The following is a 4,207-nucleotide window of genomic DNA, read 5'->3' on the forward strand; positions in this document are numbered from 1 at the left end:
CACCGGCGGCTGTGAACATCGGGTTCCGATTTTCTCGTTCTCCATGGCGATGTCGCCGATATGCCCAAAAAGCGCGTTACAGCCGAAGAGCATGAGCCCGGCGGCCGAAAGTCGGGATGGCGAGGGTATACAGGCGCATGTGTGGCATGGCTGTATGGAGACGGACGCGGCAGGCGCCGGATGCTGGACGAAAGCATGCCGTTGAGGGGCGCCCTTGAAATGTTGCCGATCGCGATCCTGACGGTCGATCAGCAGAATCAGATAACCTTCGCAAACGCCAAAGCGATAGAACTGTTCGGATACAGCTGGGAAGAACTGATCGGTGCATCGCTCGAGATGTTGTTCCCGATTCACGGCTTGTGCGGTTGCCATTCGGCGTCCGCAGACCGCGGCGTCCCAAGCGGGATCTCCGACGTGGCAACGACACAGATGCTGGTTGCGCGGCGGCGTGACGGCGAAGGTTTTCACGTCGAAGCTGACACGACGAGATATGGCGCCTTTGATCAGGCATTGCAGATCATCGCGATAGCGGGTCGCAGCGCATGCCTCGAAGTCGATCGAAACCGCAATGAACTTGCGCATCTGGCGCGCGTGTCGTCGTTGGGAGAACTCGTGAGTTCTCTCGCACACGAGTTGAATCAACCGCTTACCGCTATCCTGAGCAACGCCCAAGCCGCGCAAAAATTCATGGGGTCGGAAAACGCCAATCAAGCGGAACTCCGTGAGGCATTGAGCGACATCATTCTGGACAACTGTCGCGCGAGCGAAGTCATCCAGAAAATCCGGACGATGGTGCGAAAAGGCGACATGGAGCTCCGGCCAGTGGAGGTTGGCGGTGTGGTCCGGGATATCGCGCTGCTCGTCCATAGCGATGCGATGGCGCGTGAGGTTCGCACGAGATTCGACATCGCCGACCATCTCCCGATGGTGTTCGGCGACAAGGTTCAACTCCAGCAGGTTGTCCTCAATCTGCTGCTGAACGCATTCGACGCGGTGAAGGAATGCGATCCAACGGAGCGCATGATTGAGACCACGGTGCGAGAAGAGGTTGGGGGCGGCGTACGGATTACAGTGAAAGATCGGGGTCACGGGTTGACTGTCGACAAGATGGACAAGATATTCCGGCCTTTCTTCACGACCAAACCTCGGGGACTCGGTCTGGGTCTTTCTATTAGCCGCACGATCGTGACGGCGCACGGAGGGCAGCTATGGGCGGAGAACAACGAGGACAAGGGAGCGTCGTTTCACATAACATTGCCTCCGGGAGCGGACCTGCAAAGGGACCGCCACCAGACGTTATGAGCCAGGCCGCGGCCCGCGTTTTCATCGTAGATGACGACGAACGGGTGCGATGCGCACTCGCCCGGCTTCTGCGCGCATCGGGTTACCACGTCGAATCCTTTGACAGTCCCGAGGCTCTTCTAAATAGAGCCGATCTGGCGAGCATGCCCGCATGCCTGATTCTCGATTTGCAGATGCCGGGAATGACTGGCCTGGAGGTGCAGCGCAATCTCGACCAGCGTCTCCCCATCGTTTTTCTGACCGGGCATGGCGACATCGGCTCAAGCGTTGAAGCAATGAAGGGTGGCGCACTCGACTTTCTACCCAAGCCGGTGTGCGAATCGCTGCTTCTCGCCGCGGTGGATCGCGCACTCAAGCGCGCTTGCGTGGAGTGGGCGAAAAGAAGCGAAAGGGCGGAACTTCAGGAGCGGGTCAATCATCTCACGCGCCGCGAGCGCGAAGTCATGGCGCTCGTACTAACAGGTCGCCTGAACAAGCAGGTCGCCAGCGATCTTGGCGCGGCCGAAACGACCATCAAGATTCATCGGGCTCGCGTAATGGAGAAGATGAAGGCCCGATCGATTGTCGAACTCGTTCGGATGGCGGGAAAAGTCGGCGTGCAGGCGGCCGACGGTAACTAATCCGGAATGGTCCGATCGGGGCCTCGTGAGAGGAATATCGGACCTGTTCCGTCGGATCAATGCCGCTAGTGGACCAAAGTCCTATATCTCGTCACCGTATCTCCCGTTACGCTGGAACTCCAGATGGTCTATTCATGGAGCGACCGCGTGTTCGCGCCGTCATATGGTCAAGCTCAACCAGATCGTTGCCGTGGTCGACGATGATGAATCGGTATGCCGAGCCATCAAGCGTCTGCTGCACTCCGCAGGTATTGGGGCGGAGACGTTTTCAAGCGGCGACGAGTTTCTGGATACGCTGGCGGCGATTCCGTCATACCGGCCTGCATGCGTCATTCTGGACATCCAGATGCCGGGAACCAACGGACTGGAAGTCCAACGTCAACTCGCGCCAATGGGCGTGCCGATCATCATGATCACCGCGCACGACGAGCTTTCCATTCGGCAGGCAGCCCTTGGGTCCGGCGCGGCAGCGTATCTGCGCAAACCATTCAATGCAGCCATCCTGATCAAGGCCGTGGAAATGGCGATAGACGGTTCGTCGCGCCCCTGAAGCACGTGTGCTCCGCCTGGCGATATGGGACTAAGGTCTGTTTGTCTCCCTGAATTCCAGCTACCGAACTGACCTACGTCGGCGCATCAATCGAGCGGCCGGTCGTTTCGAGTTGATGCGCGGCTAACTGACCCTCCGCGTTCGCCTGCCGTCGGCGCGCGCGCGGGTTCACTGCGCGCGCAGCGTTCAAAGGAAATGCAGGAGCACGTGATGAGATACGGGTCTGCTTTACTCGCCGCTTTAGTCACGATTCTGCTTGGCATCGTTGCACCCTATACCTCGGCCGCAGACATCGATGGCTGCAAGACACGCGTCTGCGCGGGCATCGAAGCGCATGCACACGATCCGGCGCAGCTGTGCAAACCGTGCCATGCAAAGCGACCCTCCGGTTCAACGGCCGATGCGGGCATGTACTCGCCACCATCTGGGCGAATCGCCAACAATCTGCTTGAACGCTGAAGAGAAATGGGATTGCGTACTAAAGCCGCACGCCAGGGCAATTTGAACAAGTGGCAAGTCAGATTCCAGCAAAAGCTTCTGCGCGAATTCGACACGACGACGACGTAGATATGCGTACGGCGTGAAGCCTGTGGCCAGCCGAAACTGTGCGGCGAAGTGCATACGCGTGAGGCCGACACTCGCCGCGATGCTACCCAAGGTCAACTTCTCAGCAAGGTGAGCCTCTATATAGTCGATAGCGCGGCGTAGGCGCCACGGTGGTAGGGCCGTGACCTTTCCTGAGGTCGGAATTCGATCGATTGCGAAACGGCGTTCGAGAAGTCGCGCGACGATCGCTATAGAAATACTCTCGACATAGATATCACTAAAAAAGGTCTCGCTGCCTTCTACGCTCGATAGGGCGCGGCCCAATCGTTCTATTGATGGGTCGCAGGTGAAATGCGGAGCACCCAGAATTATGTCGCCGTTATGTTGGCGACCGAAAGCCTCCTGAAAGTGCTCCACGAGTAGCCCCTGCGGCACGTAGAGATGCAGCACATCGCACGGTGAACGGAAGACCGCTCTGGCGTTCTGACCAGGGTTAGTTACGTGGATGGCGCCAGGCGTGACTTCGCCTTCGTAGAGCATCCTGCCTGATCGGAACGTGAGCGCCGTAGATTTAAGGTTGATGCCGATGGTGTGGTGATCGCCGGTGCCCTCACTGGTGTGCTCAATCGGCTCGATACCTCGGCGCGTCCACCGTGATACAAGAACGCGGTCAGTCGATACCGCTCGCGTCGCCGCGGGCAAAAGGGGACCACGCCAGCAGTCTTCTGCAGCAATCGGCTCCGCGATGCGGTAGCGGGAATTCGCACCACCATCATCGTGAAGAATGGCAAGACCGCTTGCACGTGCATCGGTCAATGTCGTTGTCATCTGAGGACCTCTAGTCGGACACCATGGCTGCCATCTGGGAAGTGGTTTTCCAGGCAGGCTTATGCATTTGCGAAAACTCAAGGCCTCATTTTATGGATCCTCGGCGGAATCTGTGGGTGATTTTGAGACCGCTGGCTATGTCATTAGCGATGCGGTTCCTGAATGCTCGCTATTCGTCTGTATGGCCGTAAGCGAGAGTGCGCCGCTCCCGGCCATACAGGTAGCGTATTTTGCTTGCGTGGCGTCAAGTGTTCGCTTCGCTGGACTATGTCCACACTTGACGCTGCACGACCCTCGAGTGGTTCGAAGTGCCCGTCGAAAGCGGTATTGAATCGGTTTCGGCTTCGGCACCACAGAAGTA

At 58.2% G+C, this 4,207-nt stretch carries 4 protein-coding genes; 3 read left to right on the forward strand and 1 reads right to left on the reverse strand.

Features of this window, described 5'->3' with window-relative positions:
- Positions 1 to 219 precede the first annotated feature (219 nt).
- The 3 genes from P0D89_RS54885 (at position 220) to P0D89_RS51250 (ending at position 2,472) form a co-directional block, all read left to right on the forward strand.
- Positions 220 to 1,302 carry a sensor histidine kinase gene (locus tag P0D89_RS54885; RefSeq protein WP_507028602.1) on the forward strand — a complete coding sequence of 361 codons (1,083 nt, stop codon included), beginning with the start codon at positions 220 to 222 and terminating at the stop codon, positions 1,300 to 1,302.
- Complete coding sequence (locus P0D89_RS51245; RefSeq protein ID WP_408379361.1) at positions 1,299 to 1,922, forward strand: response regulator transcription factor; 624 nt, start codon at positions 1,299 to 1,301, stop codon at positions 1,920 to 1,922. Before P0D89_RS54885 ends, P0D89_RS51245 begins: the two co-directional genes overlap by 4 nt.
- A 163-nt stretch (positions 1,923 to 2,085) precedes the next feature.
- Positions 2,086 to 2,472 carry a response regulator transcription factor gene (locus P0D89_RS51250; RefSeq protein ID WP_408379353.1) on the forward strand — a complete coding sequence of 129 codons (387 nt, stop codon included), beginning with the start codon at positions 2,086 to 2,088 and terminating at the stop codon, positions 2,470 to 2,472.
- Positions 2,473 to 2,862: 390 nt separating this feature from the next.
- Here P0D89_RS51250 and P0D89_RS51255 read toward each other — a convergent pair whose 3' ends face one another.
- The gene (locus P0D89_RS51255; RefSeq protein ID WP_408379356.1) at positions 2,863 to 3,846 is read right to left on the reverse strand and encodes a helix-turn-helix domain-containing protein; all 984 of its coding nucleotides are present in this window, start codon (positions 3,844 to 3,846) and stop codon (positions 2,863 to 2,865) included.
- Positions 3,847 to 4,207: the final 361 nt, after the last annotated feature.

The sequence above is a fragment of the Paraburkholderia sp. RL18-085-BIA-A genome, from assembly GCF_046027075.1.
In the GTDB taxonomy this organism is placed as follows: domain Bacteria; phylum Pseudomonadota; class Gammaproteobacteria; order Burkholderiales; family Burkholderiaceae; genus Paraburkholderia.